The sequence below is a fragment of the Synechococcus sp. MIT S9507 genome (assembly GCF_047304715.1).
GTDB lineage: Bacteria > Cyanobacteriota > Cyanobacteriia > PCC-6307 > Cyanobiaceae > Synechococcus_C.
The window spans coordinates 2,255,628-2,280,856 of the sequence record NZ_CP138970.1 but is presented as its reverse complement, the minus strand read 5'-3'; the positions used below and the strand labels follow the sequence as shown (position 1 = coordinate 2,280,856).

Annotated in this window: 25 protein-coding genes; 10 read left to right on the top strand and 15 right to left on the bottom strand. The window is 60.0% G+C overall.

Annotated features, from left to right (window positions below; genetic code table 11):
- Window positions 1–20: 20 nt before the first annotated feature.
- The 3 genes from SIB83_RS12160 to SIB83_RS12150 form a co-directional block, all read right to left on the bottom strand.
- Window positions 21–1,061 carry a long-chain acyl-[acyl-carrier-protein] reductase gene (locus SIB83_RS12160; protein ID WP_413747376.1) on the bottom strand — a complete coding sequence of 347 codons (1,041 nt, stop codon included), beginning with the start codon at window positions 1,059–1,061 and terminating at the stop codon, window positions 21–23.
- A gap of 162 nt (window positions 1,062–1,223) precedes the next feature.
- Window positions 1,224–1,949 (bottom strand): aldehyde oxygenase (deformylating), encoded by a 726-nt coding sequence (locus SIB83_RS12155; RefSeq protein WP_413401525.1) that lies wholly within the window; start codon window positions 1,947–1,949, stop codon window positions 1,224–1,226.
- A 73-nt stretch (window positions 1,950–2,022) separates the two neighbouring features.
- Window positions 2,023–2,856, bottom strand: coding sequence for a creatininase family protein (locus SIB83_RS12150; RefSeq protein WP_413745957.1), 834 nt, complete (start codon window positions 2,854–2,856; stop codon window positions 2,023–2,025).
- 51 nt (window positions 2,857–2,907) lie between these two features.
- On the opposite strand from SIB83_RS12150, the gene SIB83_RS12145 reads away from it, so the two are divergent.
- From SIB83_RS12145 to pgeF, 3 genes are read left to right on the top strand one after another with little or no spacing between them, the layout of a single operon-like run.
- Window positions 2,908–4,203 (top strand): S1 RNA-binding domain-containing protein, encoded by a 1,296-nt coding sequence (locus SIB83_RS12145; RefSeq protein ID WP_413401521.1) that lies wholly within the window; start codon window positions 2,908–2,910, stop codon window positions 4,201–4,203.
- 11 nt (window positions 4,204–4,214) lie between these two features.
- Window positions 4,215–5,114 carry a Tab2 family RNA-binding protein gene (locus SIB83_RS12140; protein WP_413745956.1) on the top strand — a complete coding sequence of 300 codons (900 nt, stop codon included), beginning with the start codon at window positions 4,215–4,217 and terminating at the stop codon, window positions 5,112–5,114.
- The gene (gene pgeF / locus SIB83_RS12135) at window positions 5,111–5,944 is read left to right on the top strand and encodes a peptidoglycan editing factor PgeF (RefSeq protein WP_413745955.1); all 834 of its coding nucleotides are present in this window, start codon (window positions 5,111–5,113) and stop codon (window positions 5,942–5,944) included. Before SIB83_RS12140 ends, pgeF begins: the two co-directional genes overlap by 4 nt.
- Window positions 5,945–5,956: 12 nt before the next feature.
- Here pgeF and SIB83_RS12130 read toward each other — a convergent pair whose 3' ends face one another.
- The 5 genes from SIB83_RS12130 to hemH all read right to left on the bottom strand — a co-directional run bounded on the left by SIB83_RS12130 (window position 5,957) and on the right by hemH (window position 11,403).
- A complete protein-coding gene (locus SIB83_RS12130; protein WP_413401515.1) occupies window positions 5,957–7,624 on the bottom strand; it encodes an NAD(P)/FAD-dependent oxidoreductase in 1,668 nt (555 codons plus the stop codon).
- Between the two features lie 145 nt (window positions 7,625–7,769).
- A complete protein-coding gene (locus SIB83_RS12125) occupies window positions 7,770–7,994 on the bottom strand; it encodes a GIVxVP protein (protein ID WP_413745954.1) in 225 nt (74 codons plus the stop codon).
- 1 nt (window position 7,995) lies between these two features.
- On the bottom strand, window positions 7,996–8,355 hold the full coding sequence (locus tag SIB83_RS12120; RefSeq protein ID WP_413745953.1) for a nuclease: 360 nt from the start codon (window positions 8,353–8,355) through the stop codon (window positions 7,996–7,998).
- On the bottom strand, window positions 8,352–10,163 hold the full coding sequence (ilvB, locus tag SIB83_RS12115; RefSeq protein ID WP_413745952.1) for a biosynthetic-type acetolactate synthase large subunit: 1,812 nt from the start codon (window positions 10,161–10,163) through the stop codon (window positions 8,352–8,354). Before ilvB ends, SIB83_RS12120 begins: the two co-directional genes overlap by 4 nt.
- 64 nt (window positions 10,164–10,227) lie before the next feature.
- Entirely contained in the window at window positions 10,228–11,403 is a 1,176-nt protein-coding gene (hemH, locus tag SIB83_RS12110) for a ferrochelatase (RefSeq protein WP_413401509.1), read from the bottom strand.
- A 71-nt stretch (window positions 11,404–11,474) separates the two neighbouring features.
- Between hemH and SIB83_RS12105 the strand changes: the two genes are divergently transcribed.
- From SIB83_RS12105 to cobO, 3 genes are all read left to right on the top strand, one after another.
- The gene (locus SIB83_RS12105; RefSeq protein WP_413745951.1) at window positions 11,475–12,665 is read left to right on the top strand and encodes a site-specific integrase; all 1,191 of its coding nucleotides are present in this window, start codon (window positions 11,475–11,477) and stop codon (window positions 12,663–12,665) included.
- A 210-nt stretch (window positions 12,666–12,875) separates the two neighbouring features.
- A complete protein-coding gene (locus tag SIB83_RS12100; protein ID WP_413401505.1) occupies window positions 12,876–13,526 on the top strand; it encodes a class I SAM-dependent methyltransferase in 651 nt (216 codons plus the stop codon).
- Window positions 13,523–14,188 (top strand): cob(I)yrinic acid a,c-diamide adenosyltransferase, encoded by a 666-nt coding sequence (gene cobO / locus SIB83_RS12095; protein WP_413401504.1) that lies wholly within the window; start codon window positions 13,523–13,525, stop codon window positions 14,186–14,188. The genes SIB83_RS12100 and cobO overlap by 4 nt, the downstream gene beginning before the upstream one ends.
- Before the next feature lie 3 nt (window positions 14,189–14,191).
- Here cobO and SIB83_RS12090 read toward each other — a convergent pair whose 3' ends face one another.
- Window positions 14,192–14,377 carry a hypothetical protein gene (locus SIB83_RS12090; RefSeq protein ID WP_413747375.1) on the bottom strand — a complete coding sequence of 62 codons (186 nt, stop codon included), beginning with the start codon at window positions 14,375–14,377 and terminating at the stop codon, window positions 14,192–14,194.
- Between the two features lie 102 nt (window positions 14,378–14,479).
- Between SIB83_RS12090 and pyrH the strand changes: the two genes are divergently transcribed.
- The 3 genes from pyrH to SIB83_RS12075 are packed head-to-tail and all read left to right on the top strand — an operon-like array spanning window position 14,480 to window position 16,871.
- Window positions 14,480–15,187 carry a UMP kinase gene (gene pyrH / locus SIB83_RS12085; RefSeq protein WP_413401503.1) on the top strand — a complete coding sequence of 236 codons (708 nt, stop codon included), beginning with the start codon at window positions 14,480–14,482 and terminating at the stop codon, window positions 15,185–15,187.
- An 8-nt stretch (window positions 15,188–15,195) separates the two neighbouring features.
- Window positions 15,196–15,744, top strand: coding sequence for a ribosome recycling factor (frr, locus tag SIB83_RS12080; protein ID WP_413401502.1), 549 nt, complete (start codon window positions 15,196–15,198; stop codon window positions 15,742–15,744).
- Window positions 15,741–16,871: an NAD(P)/FAD-dependent oxidoreductase gene (locus tag SIB83_RS12075; protein ID WP_413745950.1), complete on the top strand. Its 1,131-nt coding sequence runs from the start codon at window positions 15,741–15,743 to the stop codon at window positions 16,869–16,871. Before frr ends, SIB83_RS12075 begins: the two co-directional genes overlap by 4 nt.
- Here SIB83_RS12075 and SIB83_RS12070 read toward each other — a convergent pair.
- The 6 genes from SIB83_RS12070 to SIB83_RS12045 form a co-directional block, all read right to left on the bottom strand.
- Window positions 16,868–18,334 carry an FAD-binding domain-containing protein gene (locus tag SIB83_RS12070; RefSeq protein WP_413745949.1) on the bottom strand — a complete coding sequence of 489 codons (1,467 nt, stop codon included), beginning with the start codon at window positions 18,332–18,334 and terminating at the stop codon, window positions 16,868–16,870. The two genes, SIB83_RS12075 and SIB83_RS12070, sit on opposite strands and share 4 nt — an antisense overlap.
- Window positions 18,335–18,384: 50 nt before the next feature.
- A complete protein-coding gene (locus tag SIB83_RS12065; protein ID WP_413401497.1) occupies window positions 18,385–18,771 on the bottom strand; it encodes a Crp/Fnr family transcriptional regulator in 387 nt (128 codons plus the stop codon).
- A gap of 30 nt (window positions 18,772–18,801) precedes the next feature.
- Window positions 18,802–19,974, bottom strand: a complete 1,173-nt coding sequence (locus SIB83_RS12060; RefSeq protein ID WP_413401495.1) for a transaldolase — start codon at window positions 19,972–19,974, stop codon at window positions 18,802–18,804.
- Window positions 19,975–20,064: 90 nt separating this feature from the next.
- Complete coding sequence (locus SIB83_RS12055; RefSeq protein WP_413745948.1) at window positions 20,065–21,867, bottom strand: peptidoglycan D,D-transpeptidase FtsI family protein; 1,803 nt, start codon at window positions 21,865–21,867, stop codon at window positions 20,065–20,067.
- 3 nt (window positions 21,868–21,870) lie between these two features.
- Window positions 21,871–22,326 carry a hypothetical protein gene (locus SIB83_RS12050; protein ID WP_413747374.1) on the bottom strand — a complete coding sequence of 152 codons (456 nt, stop codon included), beginning with the start codon at window positions 22,324–22,326 and terminating at the stop codon, window positions 21,871–21,873.
- Between the two features lie 83 nt (window positions 22,327–22,409).
- Complete coding sequence (locus SIB83_RS12045) at window positions 22,410–23,786, bottom strand: CPBP family intramembrane glutamic endopeptidase (RefSeq protein ID WP_413745947.1); 1,377 nt, start codon at window positions 23,784–23,786, stop codon at window positions 22,410–22,412.
- A 108-nt stretch (window positions 23,787–23,894) separates the two neighbouring features.
- Here SIB83_RS12045 and SIB83_RS12040 point away from each other — a divergent pair, with 108 nt between their 5' ends.
- On the top strand, window positions 23,895–25,223 hold the full coding sequence (locus tag SIB83_RS12040) for a histidine phosphatase family protein (RefSeq protein WP_413747373.1): 1,329 nt from the start codon (window positions 23,895–23,897) through the stop codon (window positions 25,221–25,223).
- The last annotated feature ends 6 nt before the right edge of the window (window positions 25,224–25,229 follow it).

The following is a 25,229-nucleotide window of genomic DNA, read 5'->3' as shown; positions in this document are numbered from 1 at the left end:
GGAGGAAGGGGAAAAAGACTTCAGACAACGACAGCCTGAGGCTGTCCTTGAAGATTGAGCGTGGAGAATCCATGGCGAACCGATGCGGCGCCGATGAAATCCATCTTCTCCAGGGTGATGTTGTTACGCCCCCAGCTGAAATTGGTGTGACACCCTTCGAATTCAAGCAACATCGCTTCAGCGAAACAGGCAAACATCTGTCGCTGCGGTTTTTCCATCTCAGCGATCTCCATCATCGTCCAGCCGATGTCACTGCCGAACTCAACGATTCCTCCCTTCAGAACATGAACACCTTCACTGGCGACTTTGGCATCGAGATTCTTTGGATAGCCGCCATCGATCATCAGACAGGGTTTCCGCAGCGAAGCTGAATCGATTTCGAGCGTGCGCGGCATGCTCGCAACCCAGACCACGACATCAGCCTCAGCGAGCGCTTCATCGAGTGTGAGCACTCTTCCGCCTCCCAGTTCGGCCTGCAGATCCTTGAGTGGCTGCTGCTGACGTGCAACCAGCAGCAGCTCAGCAACACCTGTTCGACTGGAAAGCCAGCGGCACACAGCGCTGCCGATGTCGCCGGTGGCACCCACCACGGCGACCTTGGCCTTGGTGAGATCAATACCCAGAAGTGGAGCGTTGTTTTCAACCTGGCGACTGATGACCCAGGCCGTATGGGTGTTGCCCGTGGTGAACCGCTCCCACTCCAGGGTTGTGCTGCGCACATGCTGATGCTGGAGCAGGTTGAAATTCTCGAAAATGATCGAGGTGAAACCACCGAGGGCTGTGATGTTGATGCCTTTCTTCTGGGCGAGCTCCATGGCATTGAGCACTTTGCGCCTCGCCGTCTTGAAGCGGCTCAGCATTTCAGGCACAAAGCAGGAATCGATGTAGGCACCGGAGATGGTCTTGCCGGTGGCGCTGGTGACCTCGACGTTTTCCACGAGCTGTGGGGGCGCACTGCACCAGACATCAAGATCTCCCCCGGCGATGTGATCGAAACCGAGATCTGAAGCTTTGCGCCTCGCTGCATCAAAGCTGGTGGAATGCCCGATCAGACCAAACATGTACTGCCGACGGTCGTACGTGTACGCATAGAACTGGGACTCACCCTGGCAAGGGTTGTCGATCATGCTCCCATGAAGGCAGTCTTAAAGGAAAACGTGCCTGTGATTGAACCGGACCTGAATCTTACAAACAGGATTTAAAAGGCTCTTGTCTGCCAGGGCTCAGAGAGCAGCTGCGGCCATACGAGCAATTTCACGCATGTTGAAGCCGATCTCGCTGAGGGCTTCCTGGTAGCCGATCAGAAAATCCTCGATCAAATCTTCCTTCTCCATATGAAGAGTGGCTGCATCAGAGGCAACCTGGTCGAGCATGGAACGAATGAGTGGAAGATTCTGCTTATTAGCAGCAAAAAGCTCTTCCTTACTTGCCTCAAAATTATTCTTCAACCAGATCTCTCCGTAGTTGAGATGAAGATATTCATCCTTGACAACACCCTCAGTAATCTTGCGAGCGAAGGGATCAGCAACTGGAATATAAATGTGATAGGCGGAAATAGCAAAAGCTTCAATCAGGAGTGCCTGAATCAGTAAACAGGTGACGACCTTGTCTTCCTTGAGAGCTTTCTGAAAGTTCTGATGAAGGGGCCCAAAGAACTCTTTTGCAAACGGCATGTCTGCTGTCACACCAAGATTACGGCCGCAAGAGGTGAAGCCTTTCATGTGCTTCATTTCCATCTTCGCCAGCTTGGCGAGCTCGTCTTTGTTTTCTGGGATCAATGTTCCCAGGGCCATGTAGTTGTCGTAGGCCTCCTGCTCCCCTTCAATCACGATCGCATTGATGCGGCTGTAGGCGTCCTTGTAGGCCTCAGTCGTGAAATCAGGCAATTGCTCTGCCGATGCATCCCGCTCGTCAAGGACGGCGACCTCGGTGCTGACGGGAGTCGACATAAATCTTTCCGTAACGTTCAACGCGGTTGAGTGTAACCAGTGTTGCCGAAATTGGATGTTCGGTTGATGGAGTTCAGATACGCCGCTGATCTCCACAAGGCGGCCAACTGGACGCCATCAGGCTTGTAAAGAGTCGATCCCAATGGGCCACAAGCGCAGTCTCCAACTGGCTTCCAAGCCTCGGGTCCGCGCCTCGGCTATCCCCGACAACACCGGAGCGGCTGAGGTCGGCGGTGAACCAGGCGAGAGGAGCAGGACCTTCAAGACTCCAGCCTTCAGGGGGAGTGGCGGCCGCCCCATCGCTGACATGATCTCCATCCAGAGGCCTCTGTTCGCCAACCAGCGATGGCTCAAGCGCCAGCATCAGACTCGTTTCGGCAAGTCCTGCATGCAATCCATGCGCAAGCTCATCAGCAGGAACGAGGGACTCGAGTCCTGCGACACCACTCCAGAGAAAACAGGGAAGAACGGCCATGGACGGCGTTTCCGCTGCAAGTGCGCGGGCAGCGGTCTGCAGCAGACCGATCTGTCCTCCGTGGGCGTTGAACAACACGAGACGCTGCACACCCTGATCCGCGAGCTGCTTGCCCACTTCCTTCACAAGGCGAATCAGGAGTTCAGCGCTGAGGCTCAGGGTTCCTGGAAAGCCGCGGTGTTCTGGTGAAAGACCGATCTTCTGTATCGGCAGCGCCCAGATCGGCAGAGATTCCGGCAGTCCCTCCAGAACGTGATCAAGAATCCTCTCGGCAAAAAGAGCATCGGTGAGCAGGGGAAGCTGCGGGCCGTGCTGCTCGAAAGCTCCGAAGGGCCAGACAAGGGTTGAACCGTTCCGTCCCAGAGCCTGAGCAGCTTCGGGCCAGCGCATGCATTCCAGACGCCTGAGGTTTTGTCCACCGTCGCCGCTCATCCTGAATCAACCTCCTGCTGTCAGACTGTCTTGCCAAGGACGATGGGTCCCATGGCCGGAACAGAACGTCAGAATTCAAGACTTGATGGTGGCAAAGCTGCTGCAACTTCTGCGCAGCCACCACGGAAACCGCTTCAGGTGATGCACATCAGCAAGCGGGAGGAGCAGGATCGGCTGCGCAAGGAAGCCGAGGACGCGCGAGCGGCAGCCAATGCAGCGGTAGAACACGCTGCTCAGCTCGAGCAGGCCGCACTGGCGGCGGAGGGTGGGCCGTCATTCGCTCCGAATCCCCCTTCAGCTCCGAGAGCGCCACTCCAGTCGTCCACCCCATCGAGGGATACGGATGACGATGATCTGGCCGGGATGACAATGGCCGACCTGCTCGGGCCATCTGATTCTGGTCGCAGGCTGAACACTGCGCCCAGCGACGCGTCAGCTGTAGCGAGCCGCAGCGTTGACGATTTTGATTTCGATGAGGATGCCTTCCTTGCAGCTCTCGATGCCAACGAGCCGGTTGGCACGACGGGGGAGGTGGTCACCGGCACCGTGATCGGCATGGAAAGCGATGGTGTCTACGTGGACATCGGCGGCAAGGCTCCGGGCTTCATGCCCAAAAGCGAATGCGGGCTGGGGGTGATCACCAACCTGAAGGAACGCTTCCCCAAGGGTCTCGAGGTTGAGGTGCTCGTCACCCGTGAGCAGAATGCCGACGGCATGGTCACCATCAGCTGCCGTGCCCTGGCCCTTCGCAAAAGCTGGGACAAGGTCAAGCAGCTCGCCAAGGAGGGCAAGGTGGTTCAGGTCAAGATCACTGGTTTCAATCGAGGTGGTGTCACCTGCGACCTGGAGGGTCTGAGGGGTTTCATCCCCCGATCTCAGCTGCAGGAGGGCGAAAACCACGAAGCACTGGTTGGCAAAACACTTGGCGTCGCCTTTCTGGAGGTCAACTCCGAGACCCGCAAACTGGTCCTCTCCGAGAAGCGTGCAGCAACGGCAGCCCGTTTCTCCGAGCTTGAGGTGGGGCAGCTGGTGGAGGGTCAGGTGGCGTCCATCAAGCCCTATGGACTGTTCATCGATCTGGGAGGCGTCAGCGGACTGCTGCATCAATCGGTGATCACCGGCGGCAGTCTTCGCTCAATGCGGGAAGTCTTCGGACAGGGCGAAACCGTGAAAGCCCTGATCACCGAACTTGACCCGGGTCGGGGCCGGATCGGACTCAACACCGCCTTGCTGGAAGGGCAGCCTGGAGAACTTCTCGTGGACAAGGACACCGTCATGGCTGAGGCTGCCGATCGAGCCAACAGAGCCCGTAACGTCCTCAGGCAGCAGGAACAGTCAGCTGGATGATCACAGCTTCCATGTCTGCCGGTGACGCCGGCCCCCAGTTGCGGACCCAGCGTCAGGCCGACTGGGAGCTCGATTTCTATTCAAGGCCCATCCTGGAAAAGGATGGCAAGAAGCGCTGGGAGCTTCTGATCATCAGTACCCCGGAGATCAACGCCGACGGATGCTTCCGTTTCGCGAAGATCTGCCCTGCGAGCGAAGTCAATTCCACCTGGCTGGCCGCGGCCCTGCGCGAAGCACTGGCAGAGGCTGAAGACCAGGGTTGGAAGCCACCGCAGAGACTGCGCGCCTGGCGCAGTGCCATGAAAACCATGGTGCAGCGTGCGGCCGCAGAGCTGCTGCTGGAAGTGGTATCGAGCAGGCGCACCTACGCACTGCTCGACTGGCTTGATGAACGTGAGCGGACGGTGTACCCCGAAGAAGAGGGTTTCATGGCTGGTCCCCTTGCCTTGCCTCCCTCTCCTGTTGAAACGCCGCCTCTACCATTGCCGGAAGCTGTCCGAGGCGACGCCTGGACCTGGGCAGGACTTCCGGTCGGCAGCCTGAAGGAGGCGAGTGAGTGGCCCCTCGGATTCAACGGCCTGATCCCTGTGCCACCCTCTCTTGAGGCGAAGCTGGAAGTTCCAGGACTGCGTCTGTTCAGTCGCACCAGAGCCCTGGCCCTGGCCGGTTGGCTGGGAGGACTGGAACCCGTTCGGCTGCGCGTGAGTTCCAGTCAGTTGATCCTCGATGCTGGTCAGGACGACTGCTGGCTCGTGAGTGACCTGAGCCAGCAGGAAGCCGAACAGATTTCAGCCGCACTGGAAGCGTCGCGCATGAATCTGCATGGTCTTCAGTTCATTGCTGTGCAGAGCGCTCCCGACAGTGAGAGGTTCGAAGGTTTCTGGATGCTGAGAGATCAGCCGCAACCGTGAGTTCCGCCGAGGCAGCCGACCAAGGGGTTGGGGCAAAGGATCCTCTGTCAGAGCCCGACAGCCGCTTCAACACGCTGCCGGGATGGACCTGGGTGGGATGTTACGGAGGGTATTACCTCTCAGCCGATCAGCTGCACGATGCAGGCTTTGAACATGGATTCTTCACGCGCCGCTGGCAAGGTCGTGGTCCCGACGAGCTGGCTGGGTACCTGTCATGCGGTGTCTCAGTGCATCGCCCGCAGCAGGTCCACGGGAGCGTCGTGCTTGAGGCCTCCTCCGCCTGTGCAGCGCCGTGGCCGGATGGCGACGGCCTGGTGAGCGACAGGGGTGGCCAGAGCCTCTGGGTTTGCGGAGCAGACTGCACTCCCGTACTGCTGGCAGATCCCAAAAGCGGCCACGTCGCCGCTTGCCATGCGGGCTGGCGCGGCGTTGCCAGCCGCATCCTGCCCGCGGCCATCGCCAGGCTTGAGCAACGAGGGGCCATCAGGGACCAGTTGATCGTTGCCCTTGGACCAGCTGTGAGTGGAGAGCGCTATCAGGTGGAGGAATCAGTGGCCCTTCAGGTGGGCGAAGCACTGGGAACCGATCCCAGCTCACTGAAGGAGCTGCAGAGACAAGCCGTGATCCGGCCAGATGCCGAGAAGGGGCGTTGCCGACTGGATATCCGACAAGCCGCCGTGCAGCAACTGAAAGCGGAAGGGATTGACGGCACCAGGATCAGCGCATGTCCTCTCTGCACCATGGCTGAACCCAGCCTGTTTCACTCCTGGCGACGTGATCAGGTGAAGGCGGTTCAGTGGAGCGGAATCGTGGGGCAGGCTGAGATCTGAATGGGTTCCGCCTCAGCTCGAGCTCTGCGCGAGCAGACGCAGTGCCACTGCTTCAGCCGCGCGGATGCCGTCGATGGCGGCAGAAAGGATGCCTCCGGCATAACCGGCACCCTCTCCGGCGGGAGTAAGCCCCAGCACATTGTTTGATTCCAGGCTGTCATCCCTGGTGATCCGCAACGGCGAGGAGGTGCGTGTTTCCACCCCAGTCAGCACCGCATCGGGATGGTCATAACCGGAGATCTTCTTGCTGAAGGCGGGAAGAGCTTCCCTCAGGGCTTCCACCATCGGAGCCGGCAGAAGGTCGGCAAGGTCTGAAGGTCGAACACCAGGTTGGTAGGAGGGACTGACCGTTCCAAGGCAGGTGGAGGGCCTCCCGGCCATGAAGTCCTCTTGTCGCTGCACCGGTGCGCTGTAGTCCTCACCGCCGAGGCGGAAAGCGAGAGATTCGAGCTCACGCTGAAACGCCAGGCCAGCGAGTGGATCCCCAGGCCAGCGCTCATGAGCCTCCAGGTCTGCATCCGAAACAGGCACCACCAGCCCGCTGTTGGCATTGCGTTCGTTGCGGGAATGCTGGCTCATGCCATTGGTGACAACACGCCCCGGCTCAGAGGTCGCACCCACCACAAATCCGCCAGGACACATGCAGAAGCTGTAGACGCAGCGGCCGTTGGCTGCGTGGTGCACCAGCTTGTATTCGGCGGCCCCGAGCAAAGGGTGGCCAGCGGCCTCTCCCCAGCGGGCGTTGTCGATCAGCGACTGCGGGTGCTCAATCCGTAGACCGATCGCGAAGGGTTTCCGCTCCATGGCGACACCGGCACGATCCAGCATCGCGAAAGTGTCCCTCGCCGAATGGCCAGGGGCCAGAACCACCTGACTGCAGTCAAGACGACTCCCATCAGACAGTTGCAGACCGGTGACCCGCATCGGCTTGCCGTGACTGACTTCCGCGGGCTCGAGCAGAAGCTGTTCAACCCGGGCATCGAAGCGGACTTCACCGCCGAGATTCTCAATCTGAGCGCGCAAACCTCTGACCACTGTCGCCAGCTTGAAGGTGCCGATATGGGGACGATGACGGGTGAGGATGTCGCGATTGGCGCCACATTTCACCAGCTCCTCCAGCACTTTCCGGCCGTAGTGAACGGGATCGCTGACCTGGCTGTAGAGCTTCCCATCGGAGAAGGTGCCGGCCCCCCCTTCGCCGAACTGCACATTGGATTCAGACTTGAACGCCGATTGACGACGCCAGAAACCAAATGTGTCGCGGCTTCGCTGCTTCACAGCCTGTCCCCGCTCCAGCAACAGTGGGCGAAATCCCATCTGTGCAAGCAGAAGTGCTGCGAAGTAGCCACAGGGTCCTGCACCGACAACCACGGGCCGCCCCCCCGAGGCATCCGATGGAGTGGAGGGAGAGCGGCCTACGTAGTGATAAGACTCATCCGGACTGCGACGAATGCGCCGGTCGGCCGAGCGTCGACGCAGCAGCGCTTTTTCCCCTCGCACCTGCACATCAACGCTGTAGATGATCCGGATTCGGTCCCGACGGCGAGCGTCAATGCTCTGCTTCACCAACTGCTGGGAGATGAGCTGCTCCCGGGGGACTCGCAGACAACGAAGAACAGCCTGTTCGAGATCACTCTCGGTATGGTCGAGTTCCAGTCGAAGCTCGCTTAGCCGCAGCACGAGCTCACTCCGTTCCTGGCCCTTCCTACAACCTTACCGGCCCGACATTGCTCAACTTCCATCGCCACAAGCGCGTTCCAAGAGGCCGAATTCCGGGTCCGCGTCGATGACCCGGACCATGACAGTTGGCCCGTGGAGAAACCGTTCAATGTGATTCCCCGGATTCATCGGCCTCTGGCTCCGGCTCTGGGCTGCCCGAGGGAATCGCCAGTGAAAGCAGACCGGCGATCAGCAGCAGACTGCCGATGCAGATGGCGAGAGAGCGATTGTCCGACGCCGCCTCTCCCCAGATGGCCGTGCTCAGAAACGCAGAACCAAGCAGCACGCAGGGCACCATGACAATCCCCGAGGCGATGCGGTTGCGTGCCATCTCAGGCTGCTGGACAAGTGACCTGAGCAAGCCCTTCGCTCACCAGAGCAGAGCCGAGGTCGAGGTCATCTCCGATCGGGGTGACCCTCGCCAGCAGAACACCATCGGCACTGCCCTCAGGCCGCAGGTTCACCCGTCGGCGGCGGGGAACCGCATGGCGTATCCAGTCCTGCGCTCGCTGTTCATCCTCAGGTTCAACCTGCACACAGGCCAGCTGCACGCTGTAATTGCGATTGCGATCCCCAACCTGCAGAAGAGTTGCCGAGCGCACCTGCAGAACCTCTGCGGCGAAAGCCTGGTGCGGCAGAACCAGCAGCAGCGTCAGGCTGAGGATCAAAGAGATGAAGATGCTGTCTCTCACTGGCCTGCAGGGTTGGGGGAAGCATTGCCAGAGTCCTGAAAAGCAAGCTCTGGATGGGCCGGAAGGCCAACCATCTGAGCGTTGCTGCAACCGGGAGGAACCATCGGGTAGCAGTTCTCTCCACGGCGGACATGCACATCCACCAAGGTTGGATGCGGAGAAGCGAACGCCTCGGTCAGTCGGGTATGCAGATCGTTGCGCTCGAGGATCTTGACACCCTCAACCCCAAAAGCTTTGGCCAGGGCTTCGAAATCCGGCATGCCACCGAGCATGTCCGAGGCGGAATAACGCTCCTCGTAGAAACTCTCCTGCCACTGACGGACCATGCCCTGCCAGTGATTGTTCACAATCACCACCTTCACCGGGAGCTTGTATTGCGCGAGGGTGCCCAGCTCCTGGATATTCATCAGCACACTGGCATCACCGGCGATGCAGACGACCTGACGATCAGGGCAGGCGACCTGGGCACCCAGTGCGGCAGGCATTCCGAAACCCATGGTTCCCAGTCCGGCGCTGCTGATCCAGCCGCGTGGACCATTGCGCAGATACTGGGCAGCCCACATCTGATGCTGACCCACATCGGTGGTGACGATGGCCCCAGGAGCCAGATCGCGGACAGCCATCAGAACTTCCTGGGGATAGATGGGTCCTTCCTGAGGCGGAATGGCAAGGGGATAACGCTGTTTCCATTCCCGGATCGTCTCGAGCCAGGCGCTTGTCTGTGGTTCGGAAGAACGGCGCAGACTCAGATCGACCATTGCGGCAAGACTGGTCCCCACATCTCCGAGAACAGCAACATCCGGACGTCGGTTCTTTCCGATCTCAGCCGGATCGATCTCGAAATGGATCACCCGTGCACGCGGGGCAAAGGTGTCGAGCTTTCCGGTCACCCGATCGTCAAAGCGAGCCCCGACTGCGATCAGAAGGTCGCAGTCGGTCACGGCAAAGTTGGCGTAGGCCGTGCCGTGCATCCCCAGCATGCCCAGCGCCAACGGGTGGTTCTCATCAAAAGCGCCTTTGCCCATCAGCGTTGTGGTGACGGGAATCCTGTACCGCTCTGCAAGCACGGCGATGCTGTCATGAGCGGACGATGCGATCGCACCGCCCCCCACATACAGAAGCGGGCGCTCAGCTTCGTCGATCAGATCGAGTGCTGCCTGGATCGCCTGGAGATCAGGCAATGGTGTGGAACCGAACCCTGCAGGAATCACCGATCCAGGTTCAACCGGGATGTAATCAAACTCCTCCTGGCCAACATCCTTGGGGATATCGATCAAAACGGGACCAGGCCGACCCGAAGCGGCGATATGAAAGGCCTGAGCGACCACAGAAGCCAGATCTGCGGGGTTTCGCACAACCCATGAATGTTTCACGATCGGCAGGGTGATGCCGAAGATGTCCGTTTCCTGGAAGGCATCGGTTCCGATCGCCGTCCTCGGCACCTGACCGGTGATCACCACCATTGGCACCGAATCCATCTGGGCGGTGGCGATTCCCGTCACCAGATTGGTGGCACCGGGACCGGACGTGCCGAAGCACACACCCACTTTGCCGGTCGCACGGGCGTAGGCATCGGCCGCATGGGTTCCGCCCTGTTCATGACGCACCAGGAAGTGACGCAACCAGCCCTCGCTTTCCGCCACATGCAGGGCGTCGTAGATCGGAAGAATGGCCCCACCCGGATAACCGAAAATCGTGTCGACTCCATGAAGCCGCAACGCGTCCATCAGGGCCTGGGCTCCGCTCATCCGACGGCTTCCATCACTGCTTGACGCTGCGTCGGCCGTGGGAGCGGAGATCAGCGTCACTGTGTTTTCACGGGGGACTGACCCTCAAGATTAAGGGCCGACCTGTCGGGTTGCTGCCGCCTCCTTAAAGCAGTCCGAGAGCATGCAGAGGACCCTGGCCGCTGATGATCTCCAGGAGGAAGGCTGAGAAGCCGAGCATGGCCAGCCGACCGTTCCAGACCTCGGAACTGTTGCTCCAGCCCCACTCCCATTTTTCCTGGGGATAGAGCTTCACCGTGTTGGGGAGCTCCGCTGCGGCGTCGAGGCTCACCTCAGGTCCTTCAAGGCTGGTGACCACAAGATCAGCCAGTCCCTCGATGAAGGGTGGATAGGTGTCGAGAGCCCGCACACGTCTGAAATTCACAACACCTGCTTCGGTGGCTAGCTCCCTGTACTCGATGTCGATCTCCTCGAGCGTTTCGATGTGCTCGCTGACGAAGCTGATCGGCACCACAACCAGATCGTTGATCTTGGCCTCGCCGAGTTCCTCCAGAGCTTCCTCGGTGTAGGGCTTGAGCCACTCCACGGGACCCACACGGCTCTGGTAGGCGAGGGTGTGGGGATTGCCATGCCCCATGAGCTCCTCAAGCTTCTTCATGATCAGGCCCGTGCAGGCCTCGATCTCCTGTTGGTAAGGGTCGCCCGCTTCCTCCACGTAGCTCTTCGGAACACCGTGGGCACTGAAGAACACGTGGGCCTGATGGGGGTCGTCGCTGTTGCGGACCTCTTCAGCGATCAGCTCGGCCATCGCCGTGACGTAGCCGGGGTGATCAAACCAGCTCCGGATGCAGCGGATCGGCAGCTTCTCGAAGACGCCGTCTCCCTGGCGAAGCCTCTGCAGCTCCCGGAAACTTGAGCCACTGGTGCTGATGGAGAAGTGTGGATAAAGGGGCAGCACCACCACCTCATCCATCCCGTCAGCCTTGATGTCTGCGACTGCGGACTCGGTGAAGGGATGCCAGTAGCGCATCGCCACGTAGCTGGTTGCGTCGATGCCTCGCTGACGCAGAAGGCTCTGCAGCTCCCTTGCCTGCTGTTCAGTGATTCGCCGCAGGGGAGAGCCGCCTCCGATGGAGCGATAGGCACTCTGTGACTTGCCGCTGCGCAGTGTGCTGATCAGCCATGCGAGTGGCTTCTGAAGCGCGGGGATCGGCAGCCGGATGATCTCCGGATCAGCGAAGAGATTAAAAAGAAAGGGACCTACGTCCTGAATCCGCTCAGGGCCACCCAGATTGAGCAGTACGACACCGACCCGAGCCATGTCTGGAAACGATTGCAGGGGTTGAGAGTAACCCGCATTAACGGCATCTTGGCGCTGTCCTGAGCGAAAGGATGAATCGCAGCGAAGAGTTGGACCAGATCAGGCGAAATGCGAATGCTTCTCTGGCGTCGATCGGCATCGGCCTGCGTATCGAATGTCGCGGTTGCCGGTTAAATCTGCGCGGAACATTGCCTGGTCGCAAAAAGCCTGATCTGCGATCGGTGCAAAGGCTCAGCCTGGGCCTTCAAAACGACAGGGATGGATTGCGTGAAGCCGAGCAGATCGCGCGGTTGATCGATACCCAGCTCAGACGCGATCAGTTCCGATGGGAGCAGTGGATCAAGACTCCAGCGGAGACAACGAGCACAGCCCCCACAGCAGGTCGAGATCGCGCCCTGCTCGACCAGCAACTGAAAAGCTTCGAGCAAGCCTTTTTTGCCGATCCAAGGCGCCGCCGCTCCACTTCCGGCAGTCGAACCACGTGGGCTGGGGCCTACAACCCCTATCTGCGTCGACTGCGCACACTCTCCGGGGAACAAACGGGCCCAATCACCACCGAGCTGCTGCTTCAAACCCTGCACAGCTATCCGGATGGAAGCCGCAGTCGGCAGCAATGCGGCACAGCCCTCGGCAGCCTGGCCAGACATCTGGAACTGGAACTACCTGAAAACTGGCGAGCGGAGGCAGCTGGTTATGGCCTGCATCGAGCCAGGTTCCGTCAGCTGCCGAGTGATCAGCAGATTCTGGAGAGCATCCTGCGCATTCCCAACCCGCGCTGGCGACTTGCCTATGGCCTGATGGCGACCTATGGCCTTCGCAACCATGAAGTGTTCTTCAGCGACCTGTCCTCTCTGAGTTCCCAGGGAGATCGTGTGATCCGCGTTCTGCCCACCACAAAAACAGGGGAGCACCAGGTGTGGCCGTTCAACCCTGAGTGGGTTGAACGCTTCGATCTTCTGCAACATGGACTTGAGCGGCATGCACTGCCGTTGATCAACACCGATCTGAGAACAACGACCCTGCAGCAGGTGGGACGACGGGTCACCGAGCAGTTTCGCCGCTACGAGCTTCCTCTCACCCCTTATGACCTTCGCCATGCCTGGGCGGTGAGAACCATCCACATCGGCCTTCCTGACACGGTTTCAGCAAGGATGATGGGCCATTCCGTGGCCATTCACACCCGGACCTATCACCACTGGATCACCCGCCGCGATCAGCAACAGGCTGTCGATGCGGCCCTGGCGCGTCAGCAGGCCTCATGAGCGGAACCGGGCTGGGGCAGGCGGCGCTGGTGCTTAACAGGCGATCCCAGTGAAATGTCCAGCTGAAAAGGCAGACCAAGGGCGTAACGCCCGGATGCATTCGTTGCTGCCTGCCAAGCTGCTTTTGCTCATTCGGTCCCGCAGGATTGCGCTCGAGCGTCAGGATGCATTTCTTGAACCAAGCCCGCATCTCTCCCTCCACTGATCCTGATGACGTCGTTTCTGCGGCCCCTCGCCTACCGCCATCGCTGGATCTATGACACGGTCACGGCAATTTCATCCCTGAGTGTCGGAGGTGTGGAGCGTCTGCGAGGCCTGGGACTGGAGGCGCTTCAATCCAGGCTGGAACCCGGCGGGCCGGTGCTGGATCTCTGCTGTGGGAGCGGCGAAGCCGCAGCCCCCTGGCTGGCGGCTGGATTCAGTGTCACAGGGCTTGATCTGTCTCCACTGGCACTCTCACTGGCCGCTCGACGGCATCCAGACCTCAAGCGGGTTGAGGGACTGGCGGAGAACCCGCCGCTGAAGGATGAAAGCTTTCTTGCCGTTCAGCTGAGCGTGGCGCTGCATGAATTTCCGCGCCAAGAGCGTGCACAGGTGCTGCGCCAAAGCCTGCGTCTGCTGAAGCCGGGAGGCTGGCTGGTGCTTGTGGACCTGCACCCAGCAGGCCCATGGCTGCGTCTGCCCCAGCAGTTGTTCTGCGCTTTATTTGAAACCGATACGGCCACGGCCATGCTGGAGGACGACCTCCCCTCTCAACTGCATCAGCTCGGTTTCACAGCCGTGAGGCAGGAGTTGTTGGCAGGTCGGGCCCTGCAGCGGATCACCGCCGCTAAGCCCAGCAGCGACACAGCTTCTTCATGAGCAACAGCAATCTCGATCAGACGGCGGCGGAACTGGGCATGGGAGGCAATCTTGCTCCGGAGCAGGACGATGCCGGCTACCGAAAGCGGATGGAACGACGCCAGGAGGTTCAGCGTCAGCGCGTCGAGGAGCGCAACAAGGAGAAAGGACTGATCCTGGTGTTCACCGGGCACGGCAAGGGCAAGACCACGGCGGGCCTGGGACTAGTGCTGCGCACCCTCGGCCATGGTGAACGCGTGGCCGTTGTGCAGTTCATCAAAGGCGGTTGGGAACCGGGTGAAGCCAGGGCGCTCAAAGCCTTCGGCGAGCAGATCTCCTGGCATGCACTGGGGGAGGGATTCACCTGGGAGACCCAGGACCGGCAGCGTGATCAGCAACTGGTGACGGAAGCCTGGCGAACCGCCCTCGGCCATCTGCGAGACCACCGGATCAAGCTGGTTCTGCTTGATGAGCTCAACGTGGCCATCAAACTGGGCTACATCGACCCCGAGACAGTCATCGCTGGGCTAAGGGAGAGGCCTGAGCTCTGTCATGTGGCCGTCACCGGCCGCGGGGCACCGAAACCATTGATCGAAGCTGCCGATCTGGTGACGGAAATGACCTTGAGCAAACACCCATTCAGGGAACAGGGTGTCAAGGCTCAGGCAGGCATTGAATACTGACTATCAATCTTGGGTCAGATCACGTCTGATCAGGCCGGAGGCAGCGGTCAGAACCGTTAAACCGCTGACCAGCAGAGCACGATGAACAACAGGATCGCGCCAGCAGGACGGATCCTGACTGGCACGGTCCAGGGCGGAAAGGGTGAGGCGTGCCATCACCGAACTGCGTCCACCGATCTCTTCGGACATGGGGGCTTTGACGTTGAACAATCCAAGCGGTTCCACCGCGGCCGCGCCAGTGGCAAGAGAGTCCAATCCTGCTTGCTACTGTCAGCTGGATCAGGTGGATGAATGGCCTACGCGCGTGCACTCCTGAAACTCAGCGGAGAGGCGCTGATGGGAGACCAGGGCTATGGAATTGATCCCGCCATTGTTCAGTCCATTGCTGAAGACGTTGCCAAGGTGATCGCTGGCGGCACCCAGCTGGCGATTGTCGTGGGCGGCGGGAACATCTTCCGGGGCCTGAAAGGCTCAGCAGCAGGAATGGATCGCGCCACCGCCGATTACGTGGGCATGCTGGCCACCGTGATGAACGCGATCACACTCCAGGACGGACTTGAACGCGCGGGTGTCCCGACCCGTGTGCAGACCGCCATTGCCATGCAGGAAGTCGCGGAGCCCTACATCCGTCGCAAGGCGATCCGCCATCTTGAAAAAGGCCGTGTGGTGGTCTTTGGCGCCGGTTGCGGCAATCCCTTCTTCACCACCGACACCACCGCAGCCCTGAGGGCAGCCGAGATCAACGCGGATGTGGTCTTCAAGGCCACCAAGGTGGATGGTGTCTACGACAAGGATCCCGCCAAACATGCCGATGCCGTAAAACACGAACACCTCACGTATCAGCAGGTTCTCAGCGGTGAACTTGCCGTGATGGACAGCACTGCCATTGCCCTATGCAAAGACAACAACATCCCAATTGTTGTTTTCAATCTGTTTGAACCTGGCAACATCGGCAAAGCCGTCGCTGGAGAGCCGATTGGCTCCCGGATCAACAACTGACAACCGTTATGTCGAAGCAAGACCTCGAAGCGAGCATGCAGAAGTCGGTGGAATCCACCCAGCGCATGTTCAACACCATCCGAACGGGACGGGCCAACGCGTCGTTGCTCGATCGCATCTCCGTTGAGTACTACGGCGCCGACACTCCGCTGAAATCTCTGGCGACCCTCACCACACCCGACTCACAGACCATCCAGATCCAGCCCTTCGACATCAGCGCTCTTGCGGGAATCGAAAAGGCGATCGCCATGAGTGAACTGGGCTTCACCCCCAACAACGACGGCAAGATCATCCGCATCAATGTGCCGCCACTCACGGAGGAGCGTCGCAAGGAATTCTGCAAGCTCGCCTCCAAATACGCCGAAGAAGGCAAGGTCGCGCTGCGGAACATCCGCCGTGATGCCATCGACAAGATCAAGAAACAGGAGAAGGAGGGCGAGTTCTCCGAAGATCAGAGTCGTGACGAACAGGAGAGCATCCAGAAAACACTCGAGAAATTCATCACGCTGCTCGAGAAGCATCTGGCCGACAAGGAGGCCGACATCCTCAAGGTGTGATCGATACTGACGTTGCCGTGATCGGTGCCGGAGCTGCCGGCACTTCAGCAGCTTTTCACCTTGCTAGCGCCGGGCATTCAGTCACCGTTCTCGAGGCAGAGACCGGGGCAAGGATCAAGCCCTGCGGGGGAGGCATGGCGTCCTCCGTGCAGAACTGGTTCCCTTTCGACCTGAGTCCAGCGGTTGATGATGTGATCCGTCGGGTTGACTTCAGCTGGTGTCTCGAGGATCCGGTTGTCGCGGATCTACCTGGGGAGGCACCATTCTGGATTGTCAGGCGTGAGCAGCTGGATTCATTGCTGCTTGAGCAGGCGATGCATGCCGGCGCCGACGTTCTGCGGCCTAGTCGCGTCACAGACATGCAACGCAGCGGTGAGGGATGGATTCTGAAGGAAGATCGTGGCGAAACCATCCAGGCCAGAGCCGTTGTGATCGCCGATGGTTCAGGGTCTCCCTGGCCGCAGCAGGTCGGCATCGGTCCGCGCTCCCTGCACATGGCGAGCACCCTGTCGGTTCGCCTTGAGGGACTGGGAGCACTCACGCCTGGAACGGCGCGGTTTGAGTTCGGCCTGGTGCACCATGGTTTTGCCTGGGCTTTCCCTATGGCAGATGGCATCAATGTGGGTGTGGGCACCTTCATCGGCAGAGACGTCACTGATGCAGAGACGATCCTCAGTGCACTGCTGCCGGACCTCGGCTTTGCAGCGGATGCAGGTCTCAGGCAGCAGGCCAGCCTGAGGGTCTGGAACGGTCACAGCCCACTGCATTCCGACGGGGTGGTGGCGGTCGGTGATGCCGCCTCCCTCTGCGATCCCTTTCTTGCGGAGGGCTTGCGGCCGGCTCTGATGAGCGGCTGCGAAGCAGCCAAACACCTCGACCGCTGGCTCAGTGGCGAGGAGCGCTCCCTTCAGGGCTACTCAAGGGAGATGCGACAGCGCTGGGGAGACTCGATGGCCTGGGGGCGCCGGATTGCACAGGTGTTCTACCGATTCCCGGGCGTGGGCTATCAGCTGGGTATCAAGCGGCCCACCGCGCCCAGACGAATCGCCCAGATCCTTTCCGGAGAGATGGGCTACGGCGATATCGCCCAGCGCGTGATTCGCCGGTTGCTGCTGCAGCGCAGCTAGAGATCGAGGGCCAGCTGCTGCATGGATGGATCAATCACGCGGCCACGCGATCGTCGCCGGGATGATGCGGGCAGGCCGGCACGCCTTGACCCGTGTCTCCTCTGAATGGCATCGGCATGGCGATCAAATCCCGCTAAACGTCTGATCGCAAAGATCATCTCCTTGGCCTGTCTGGCCGAATCAGCACAATCAACGATCGGGTTCACACCATTGAAGGCCCAGGGTTCATGCAGATGCACCGCAGGCACATCCGCCAGTTCCGGGCACCAGCGACGGATGAAGACTCCGTCCGGATCGTGGTCGCGTCCCTGCTTGATCGGGTTGTAGATCCGGATGGTGTTGATGGAGGTGCTGCCCGACTGCATCTGGCACTGACTCCAGTGAATCCCAGGTTCGTAATCCACAAATTGCCGCGCCAGATGCAGACCGCTGTCTCTCCAGGGCAGCCAGAGGTTGTAGCTCGCGAACGACATCAACATCGCCCGCATCCTGAAGTTGATCCATCCATGCGCCCTGAGGGCTCGCATGCAGGCATCGACGAATGGAACACCTGTCTTCCCCTCAGCCCAGGCGATCAGACGATCGGCATCGGCATCTCGCAGGTCACGCATGAAAGGGTGAAAGTCCTGCCACTCAATCGATGGCTGATCCTCGAGTTTCTGGATGAAATGGCAGTGCCAGTGAAGCCTCGAGCCAAAGCTGAGGACACCGCGTCCCTGCATAACCCTGCTGCGCTGCAGAACCTCGCGCATGGACAGGCAGCCCCAGGTGAGATAAGCGGACAGCCTGGAACAACCCGTGAACGCCTTGTTGGGACTGGAGATGGATCGGCAGTAATGCTCCACTCGATGCTGCAGGAAGTGCTCGAGCTCATCGAGACCGGCTTGGCGGCCTCCCTGCTGACGATGGGGACAGGGGTCCGGATCGAGTCCCAGTTCAGCGGACGTCGGTGGTTCACCAGCCGAGAGCCCATGGAGCGGCACAAGACGGCTCGGAGCGGGAGTGATCGATTCCGCCATCCGCGCCTCCCATCGCTGAGCCCAACCCTTGCGACTCCGCAGCGGTCGGATCACACCGAATTGCGGAATCTCTCTCCAGGGAATGCTCTGCTGTCTTGCCCACGCAGCCACCCGCCTGTCTCTGGCATAGGTCCAGTCATTTCCGGTTTCTTCATGACTCCAGAGGCCGGTCACACCAAGCTGTCGCCTGGCACGCTCAAGCACCGCCACCGCATCCCCGCAACGGATGACCAGAGGCTGTCCCAAAACAGACATCGCCTGCCGGAGATCGAGAAGTGCCTCCCGACAGAATTCCCACTGACGACCTGAAGCGTCCTGCTGAAGCCAGAATTCAGGTTCAACGATGTAGAGAGGGAGCACGTCACCGAGAGACAGTGCCTCGACCAGTGGCCTGTGGTCCTCCAGCCTCAGATCCCGCTTGAACCAGACCAGCTGCATCGCCATCGAACGCGGAACGGCCCCACAGGACACTGACGAAACTAATCAGATCCGGATCATGGTTGGGTTTTGATCTTCAGATCACGCAAACGCGCATCAACCGAGGCCAGCAGCTCGATGGCGAACATGGGTGACTCCTGAACGGCAAACAGGAATTTCTCGCGGTTCATCTCGATCAGGCGGCAATCGCTCTGGGCCTGTGCCGTACCCAGCCTTCGATGGCCTTCCATCACCAGCGCACCGGCACCGAAAACGTGACCGGCCTCGATCAGTTCATAGCCCTCCTGACCGTTCTCATTGGTCCAGGACAGTCGGACCGTGCCCTCGAGCACGCCGAACATCGACGCACCCGGGTCATCAGCCTTGAAGATGACGTCACCGGCATTGACGCCGTGCACCTCACTCTTGCGAGCGAGGGCACGCATGGTGTCAAGAGCATTCACAGGCGACTGGGGGCAGAACGGAGCAGAGGATCAGGCCGTCGTAAGGGACAGAGCTGATCCGAAACCACGCCGCACCTCCTCCTGGGTGAGCCGGCCGTCATGATCAAGATCAAGGGCATCGAAAACGGCATCGCTGCCAAGCCACTCATCCCTGGTGATGCAACCGTCGCCGTTCATGTCGTTGAGCATGAAGATCTCCTGCACGGCATGACCGAAGGCCTGTCCTCCCTCGATTTCCGCCAGTCGATGAGCCAGCATGCTTTCGAGGGTTTCGATCGCCTTGCTGAATCCCTTGATGCCTTCACCGAGCTTGTCGGTGGCCATGCGGTCAGAAGCCATCATGGAATCGAATGTGGTCCGGTCGACCTGAATCTTGGCCTCGCTGTTCGTGGGGTTGGCACCATCGAGCTTGCGATCGAGCCTGGCGTCGCTGGCACGCAGCTGATCGAGGAGTTTGGGTGAGATGGTGAGCAGATCACAACCGGCAAGCTCGGTGATCTCGTCGATGTTTCGGAAACTGGCACCCATCACCTCGGTTTTGTAGCCATAGGCCTTGAAATAATTGAAAATCCTGGTGACCGACAGGACTCCGGGATCTTCAGGACCGGGGTAGGAATCGCGGCCGGTGTCAGCCTTGTACCAGTCGAGAATTCGACCGACAAACGGAGAGACCAGTGTGACGCCGGCCTCCGCACAGGCAGCCGCCTGACCAAAGCCGAACAGAAGGGTGAGGTTGCAGTGAATTCCTTCCTTCTCCAGAACTTCCGCCGCCTTGATGCCCTCCCATGTGGAAGCGATCTTGATCAGGACACGATCATTGCTGATGCCGGCGTCGTTGTAGAGACGGATCAGTTTGCGCCCTTTTTCAATGGTGGCATCGGTGTCATAACTCAGACGTGCATCCACCTCCGTCGAGACGCGGCGGGGAACGATCTTGAGAATCTCCTTGCCGAAGATCACGCTGATCTCATCAAGAGCTTCCCGCACCACTGTCTCAACGGGCGCGCTGTCGCCGATCAGACGACGGGAAGAACGGAGTGCCTCGTCGATCAGACTCTGATAAGCGGGAATCTGAGCTGCAGCGAGGATCAGGGACGGATTGGTGGTGGCATCCCGTGGCGTGAATTTGCGGATCGCTTCAAGATCGCCGGTATCCGCCACGACGACGGTCATCGCAGAGAGCTGCTCGAGGAGGGAGGCCATGTCTCTAAAGGCTTGTTGTTCGTAACGTAGCGGCGTTTCCTGAGCTGACATCCCGCGTAAAGTCCTGCGGATTCTCCTCTTCGTCAGGGTTCAACCAGGCTGAGCCGTAGCGGGTGTGCGAGCCGTGCTCGGAGGAATCTTTTCAATCACCAGCAGACCGTCGATGATTGATTTGGCAACAGGCAGAGCCACAGTTGAGCCGTAGGCATTGTCTCCCTTGGGCTCATCCACCACCACCAGCACGACATAGCGCGGGTCGTCAACGGGAAGCGTTGCCACAAAGCTGCAGATCAGAGCACCGGGAACGTAAACACCGTTGAGGGCCTTCTGAGCAGTGCCCGTCTTGCCGCCGATGCGATATCCCGGCGTTTTCACTCCCTTGCCGCTGCCTTTTTCAACCACGGATTCCATCCAGGCCATCACGGTTCGGGTGACCTCGGGCTTCAGCAGAGGCTTGCCCTGACGTGATCCGGGGGGCGCCAGTGCATCACCAGCTCTGAGCCCCCTGGTGATGTGGGGACTGACCAGACGGCCACCATTGGCAAGCAGGGCGTGCAGCTGCACAAGCTTCAGGGGAGTCAGGGAAAACCCCTGTCCGAAGGAGGCTGTAGCAGGCTCAATCGGCTGGGTCGTGAACTGCTCCTTGGTCTTGAGCTGACCGGCAACGGCTCCTGGCAGGTCGGTGTCGGGCCGTGCGTCGAGACCGAGTCGGCTCAACCAGTCCCAGTAGGTCGAGGAGGGCAGATTGCGCATGGCCTGGACCATGCCCACGTTGCTGGACACCTGCAGGACCGTGGCGAAGTCAATCAGACCGTTCGCTCGCTTGTCGTGATTGTTGATCGGCCATCCGCCGATCGTGACGGACCCGCTGTCCTGAACGCGGCCTGCAGACTGAATTGCATTCTCCTGAAGAGCCAGCGCGAGATTGATGGGCTTGAACGTGGAGCCTGGTTCATAGAGATCCTGAACAGACCATTCCCTGAAACGACCTGCCGGAAAACTCCAGTAACTGTTGGGGTCATAGGTGGGCACGGATGCCAGTGCCAGGAGCTCACCGTTGGTGACATCCATGACGATGGCAACCCCTTTCTGAGCTTTCCAGGTTTTGATCTGAGCGGTGAGAGCCTCGGCTGCCACAGCCTGGAGGCGCGCATCGAGTGTGAGCTGAAGTCGCAGATCGTCTCCGAAGAAGACACCGGCATCAAGATTGTCGGGGAGCGGGGTCCCATCAGCTCCGCGCCGCAGACTTCGGGCCTGCTCATGGCGTTGCAGGTCGTCATGTCGGCTTTGTTCAAGACCTGCCTGAGGTTCTCGATCCTGGTTGAGGAATCCGACCACATTGGCGAACAGGTCGCCCTGGGGATAGACGCGGTGGGGGTAGGACTCAAGGTCAACACCAGAGATGCCTGCTGCTCGGATCGTCGAAGCCGTCTCGGGATCCAGTCCCTCGATCAGTTTGATCCCGGAGGGTCGATTGCCGATTCGTTGAAGAATCTCCGCCTGTGTGAGTGCCAGCAAAGGAGCCAGGCGTGCCGCAACATCGGCAGGAGGGCGAATCAGAGTGGGGGCATCACCTGGAAGATTGAAATAGCGGGGATGCAGCCAGACCCTGTAGCGCTCTTCGTCGAGAGCGACAAGACGACCGGTGCGATCAACAATCGGTCGACGCGTTCCCAGAGGCTTGGTGCGCTGGGTCTGAACAGATCGGGCACGCGCTTCCAGTTCACTGGCCTGAAACAACTGCAGCCAGGCCATTCGCCCCATCAGGCTGACAAGCCCCAGACACAGAAGGGCGAACACGGAGCGCATGCGACCTGCCGGGACTGGCTCAAGAGGGACAACCCGTCTTCGCTGTCGGCTGGCTGGCCGGGAGGGCTTGTCGGAACGGCCCATGAATCAGTAGCCGTGGTGGATGGTGCGTTCCATCAGCGAACCGAGCATGGCCAGGTGGTCGATCCCTGGCTTGGTTGAAGCCGTTGAAGGACGCTCGAGATACACCAGATTCGCCACCGTGGTGGGAACCATCTGCTTTGGAGTCTGAGAGCGCTCCAGCAGATGTCGCTCGAACATGGCCGTGGATTCGGTCAGACGATGGCCCAGCTCCCGCGTCATTTCAAGCTGACGGAAGGCCAGTGTCCAGCGATGCTGCCAGTGCAGCGTGAGCCCGCTGAGCACGAGCACTGCCGCGAAGACCCCAACCAGGCTGCCGTCTGCCATGCGATGCAGTCCCGCCAGGAGTGGGGATTTGCGTGCAACGCGACGTGCGGAGAGAGACCCCTGAATGACCTCGAACGGACCGCTGGAGGCCTGACGTTGTGCGGAAGACTGTTGTGACTGCGGAACCGCGACCACGGACAAGGCTCATCAATGCGCCAGTGAACCACCTGAGGGAGGACATCGCAAGCCTGAAACCTTGACCAGGACTGAAGATTGAATCAACCGCCCAGCAACACCAGGTTCAGGAAGGTCACACCGTTCCAGAGTGAATGCATCAACACGCAGGGGAGCAGACGTCCTGTGCTGAGACGCAGCAGACCTAAACCGATGCCGAGCACAAGCAAGGGAGCCAGTTCTCCAATGCTGAGATGAGCCACAGCGAACACCAGAGCGCTCACCAGCACACCCCCTGATCGACCGAGGGACTGGCCAAGCACCGGCAGCAGCACTCCACGGAAAATGGTCTCCTCAAACAGAGGTGCCAGAACCACAGCTGTGAGAGACAGCAGCGTCAGGGCGACGGGATCCTGGCTGTTGAGAACGATTTCAAGCAGTGGGTTACTGCCCCCCTGATCTCCGATCAGACGCGCAATCAACCAGCCACAGAGAACAACGGGAGGCAGAACCATCAGCCAGCCTCTGGCCCCCTGCAACAGCGCACTGCCAACGGGCTTGAGGCGCCACTGCAGCCACCCTTGCGATGGCGTGAGTGCCTGGTCCAGCTGCCCCAGCTGTTGCCGCAGGATCAGCAGTGGCGGTGCCGCCAGGGCCACATACCCGAGAAACACATTGATTCCCTGAGTCAGAGGTTCCGACAGACCACGCGTCAAGACGGAGGACATCGGGATCACCAGCAATGGCATCAACACCTCCCCGAGCACCACGAAACCGCCCGCCACAAGCAGCACCATGTCAAGAATCCCAAGAGGAGGTGCCGTCAAAGTCGGCCACGACGGCAGTCGTCGTCGCAGCAACTGCCAGAGATGGCGCACCAGCAACAGTCCACCGATCAACAGGGCCAGCAGAGGAAGAAGCTCACTGATCACCAGACGGCGAGCGGCGTTTCTGGCTGAGGTCTGATCGAGACAGCTCTTCTCTTCGCCACCGAGGGCCTCACAGGCGAGTCGACGGATCAGAGGGTCAGAAGTCAGGAGCAGAAGCCTGGAACGCTCTTCCGCCGAGACATGGCGAGTCTCGACTTCCGCAAGAGCTTTCTGAAGCTGAAGAAGATCACTGGATTCGAGCTCCACCTGCTGGAGGCTGCGCCGATGCTCCGCGTCCGTCTCCAGGGCAGTGAATAGAATCTTCTGTCGATCATCGAGCCGTTCCAGGGGAATTTGGCGCAGGCTGCTCAACAGGGAATCAGAGGCATCCGCGCCAATCAGAAGCGTTCTCAGAGGAGCGGGAATCTGAGGTTCTGCCAGCAAGGTCAGCTCCTGTTGCTCCAGCGACAACGCAGGCGCGACAGTGGGTTTGGAAAAACTGTCCACCAGGCCGAAAGCCCAGACCGTGGTGGCCAGCACCAGCGACAGAAGGGAAAGCAGCACCTTCCAGGACGGGGCCGCCGTTGAACGTCCGGAGGGTGGGCTGGTCACACGGATCGGGCAACTTCGACGGATTCTCGTCGGTAGCGCGTGCCGCAGCCGATGAAGTGCCTCTCTGGTCACACTCATACGATGGCGGCGCTCTCTCAGCAAGAACCGGTGCCCCTGCGTCTTCTTCTCGTTCGCCACGGTCTTAGCAGCTTCAATGTGGAGCGGAGGATTCAGGGGCGTGACGATCTCTCCACACTCACTGCCTCAGGACAGGCTCAGGCTCGCCGGCTCGGTCAGGCTTTGACCGATGTGCCCATCAAGGCGGTTTACAGCTCTCCGCTGAAGCGAGCTGCATCCACAGCGGCGGTAATCCTCGAGACCAGGGTCGACGGACTTGAACCAACCTTCGATGACGGCCTCCTGGAGATTGATCTCGAGCCCTGGAGCGGACTGACGGCGGCCGAACGATCGGAACGCTTTCCGGATGAATTCGCCACATGGAAAAAGACACCGGAAACTCTGGAGCTGATCAGGAAGGACGGGAGCCGTTATCGCCCTTATGAGGAGTTGCTCCAGCAGGCCCGCCACTTCCTGAACGAACTGCTCAGTCGGCATCCCGCCAACAGCGAGGACACCGTGCTGCTGGTGGGACACAACGCCATCCTGCGTTGCCTGATCGTGACCCTGCTGGGAGAACCGGAACGTGGCTTCCGCCGACTCCGCCTCGACAACGCTTCACTGTCGGTTTTCAATCTCAGCCCCCGTGACAACGGTTACCAGGTGCAGATCGAGTGTCTGAACAGCACTACTCACCTTGACCCACCACTTCCAGCCAAAGGGGAAGGGTCACGACTCCTCCTGGTGCGACACGGCGAGACAAACTGGAACAGGGAAGGTCGCTTCCAGGGACAGATCGACATCCCCCTCAACAGCAACGGGCATGCGCAGGCTGAGGCTGCGAGGGGCTTTCTGCAGAACGTGCCGTTGCAAAAGGCCTTCAGCAGTTCAATGTCACGCCCCCGCCAGACAGCTGAGGGCATTCTGAAATCCCACCCGGGAATCTCCATCACGCTCACGGACGGCCTGATGGAAATCGGTCATGGACTCTGGGAAGGCAAGCTTGAATCGGAGATCAGCGCGGATTGGGGAGATCTGCTTGAAGAGTGGAAACGCTCCCCTGACACGGTGCAGATGCCTGAAGGGGAGACAATCCAGGACGTCTGGAATCGCTCCGTTGACAGCTGGAATGCCATTGCATCAAGCCTCGATGCCACGGAAACCGCCCTCGTGGTGGCCCATGACGCTGTCAATAAAACAATCCTCTGTCACCTTCTCGGCCTGAGCCCTGCTGATATCTGGGCTGTGAAACAGGGCAACGGAGGTGTCACGGTGGTCGACATGCCACCCGAACAGGGCCAGCCTGCAGTGGTCGCCTGCCTGAATCTCACCTCCCACCTCGGCGGTGTGCTCGATCGCACGGCGGCAGGAGCGCTCTGACACTGA

Bases quoted from the DNA above. Each gene is read 5' to 3' on its own strand.
- SIB83_RS12160 (WP_413747376.1), bottom strand. From the start codon at position 1,061: ATGTTTGGTCTGATCGGGCATTCCACCAGCTTTGATGCAGCGAGGCGC.
- SIB83_RS12155 (WP_413401525.1), bottom strand. From the start codon at position 1,949: ATGTCGACTCCCGTCAGCACCGAGGTCGCCGTCCTTGACGAGCGGGAT.
- SIB83_RS12150 (WP_413745957.1), bottom strand. From the start codon at position 2,856: ATGAGCGGCGACGGTGGACAAAACCTCAGGCGTCTGGAATGCATGCGC.
- SIB83_RS12145 (WP_413401521.1), top strand. From the start codon at position 2,908: ATGGCCGGAACAGAACGTCAGAATTCAAGACTTGATGGTGGCAAAGCT.
- SIB83_RS12140 (WP_413745956.1), top strand. From the start codon at position 4,215: ATGTCTGCCGGTGACGCCGGCCCCCAGTTGCGGACCCAGCGTCAGGCC.
- SIB83_RS12125 (WP_413745954.1), bottom strand. From the start codon at position 7,994: ATGGCACGCAACCGCATCGCCTCGGGGATTGTCATGGTGCCCTGCGTG.
- hemH (WP_413401509.1), bottom strand. From the start codon at position 11,403: ATGGCTCGGGTCGGTGTCGTACTGCTCAATCTGGGTGGCCCTGAGCGG.
- SIB83_RS12105 (WP_413745951.1), top strand. From the start codon at position 11,475: ATGAATCGCAGCGAAGAGTTGGACCAGATCAGGCGAAATGCGAATGCT.
- SIB83_RS12100 (WP_413401505.1), top strand. From the start codon at position 12,876: ATGACGTCGTTTCTGCGGCCCCTCGCCTACCGCCATCGCTGGATCTAT.
- cobO (WP_413401504.1), top strand. From the start codon at position 13,523: ATGAGCAACAGCAATCTCGATCAGACGGCGGCGGAACTGGGCATGGGA.
- SIB83_RS12090 (WP_413747375.1), bottom strand. From the start codon at position 14,377: ATGTCCGAAGAGATCGGTGGACGCAGTTCGGTGATGGCACGCCTCACC.
- pyrH (WP_413401503.1), top strand. From the start codon at position 14,480: ATGGCCTACGCGCGTGCACTCCTGAAACTCAGCGGAGAGGCGCTGATG.
- frr (WP_413401502.1), top strand. From the start codon at position 15,196: ATGTCGAAGCAAGACCTCGAAGCGAGCATGCAGAAGTCGGTGGAATCC.
- SIB83_RS12070 (WP_413745949.1), bottom strand. From the start codon at position 18,334: ATGGCGATGCAGCTGGTCTGGTTCAAGCGGGATCTGAGGCTGGAGGAC.
- SIB83_RS12060 (WP_413401495.1), bottom strand. From the start codon at position 19,974: ATGGCCTCCCTCCTCGAGCAGCTCTCTGCGATGACCGTCGTCGTGGCG.
- SIB83_RS12055 (WP_413745948.1), bottom strand. From the start codon at position 21,867: ATGGGCCGTTCCGACAAGCCCTCCCGGCCAGCCAGCCGACAGCGAAGA.